Genomic DNA, 1170 nt, shown 5'->3' on the forward strand with positions numbered 1-1170 from the left:
ATCCTGAGTACGGCGGGACACGTGAAACCCCGTCGGAATCCGGGAGGACCATCTCCCAAGGCTAAATACTCCCTAGTGACCGATAGTGAACCAGTACCGTGAGGGAAAGGTGAAAAGCACCCCGGGAGGGGAGTGAAAGAGATCTTGAAACCGTGTGCCTACAAGTAGTTGGAGCCCGTTAATGGGTGACAGCGTGCCTTTTGTAGAATGAACCGGCGAGTTACGATCCCGTGCAAGGTTAAGTCGAAAAGACGGAGCCGCAGCGAAAGCGAGTCTGAACAGGGCGCCAAAGTACGTGGTTGTAGACCCGAAACCGGGTGATCTACCCATGTCCAGGGTGAAGTCCAGGTAACACTGGATGGAGGCCCGAACCCACGCACGTTGAAAAGTGCGGGGATGAGGTGTGGGTAGGGGTGAAATGCCAATCGAACTCGGAAATAGCTGGTTCTCCCCGAAATAGCTTTAGGGCTAGCCTCGAGGGAAGAGTGTTGGAGGTAGAGCACTGATTGGACTAGGGGTCCCTACAGGATTACCGAATTCAGTCAAACTCCGAATGCCAATCACTTATCCTCGGGAGTCAGACTGCGAGTGCTAAGATCCGTAGTCAAGAGGGAAACAGCCCAGACCATCAGCTAAGGTCCCCAAGTATACGTTAAGTGGAAAAGGATGTGGAGTTGCTTAGACAACCAGGATGTTGGCTTAGAAGCAGCCATCATTGAAAGAGTGCGTAATAGCTCACTGGTCGAGTGACTCTGCGCCGAAAATGTACCGGGGCTAAACGTATCACCGAAGCTATGGATGGACACCGATGGTGTCTGTGGTAGGGGAGCGTTCCAAGGGCGTTGAAGCATGATCGCAAGGACATGTGGAGCGCTTGGAAGTGAGAATGCCGGTATGAGTAGCGAAAAGAGGGGTGAGAATCCCCTCCGTCGAAAGCCTAAGGTTTCCTGAGGAAGGCTCGTCCGCTCAGGGTCAGTCGGGACCTAAGCCGAGGCCGAAAGGCGTAGGCGATGGCAAACAGGTTGATATTCCTGTACCACCACGTTTCCGTTTGAGTGAAGGGGGGACGCAGGAAGGTAGGGTAAGCGCACTGTTGGATATGTGCGTCGAAGCAGTGAGACTGGCAAGCAGGCAAATCCGCTTGCCATAAGGTTGAGCTGTGATCGCGAG

General features: G+C 53.8%; 1 rRNA gene. It reads left to right on the forward strand.

From position 1 onward, the window contains the following. Window positions 1-1170, forward strand: a 23S ribosomal RNA gene (locus K8O68_RS05605); the annotation flags it as partial.

The organism is Salipaludibacillus sp. CUR1 (assembly GCF_021028955.1).
Classification (GTDB): Bacteria; Bacillota; Bacilli; order Bacillales; family Salisediminibacteriaceae; genus Salipaludibacillus.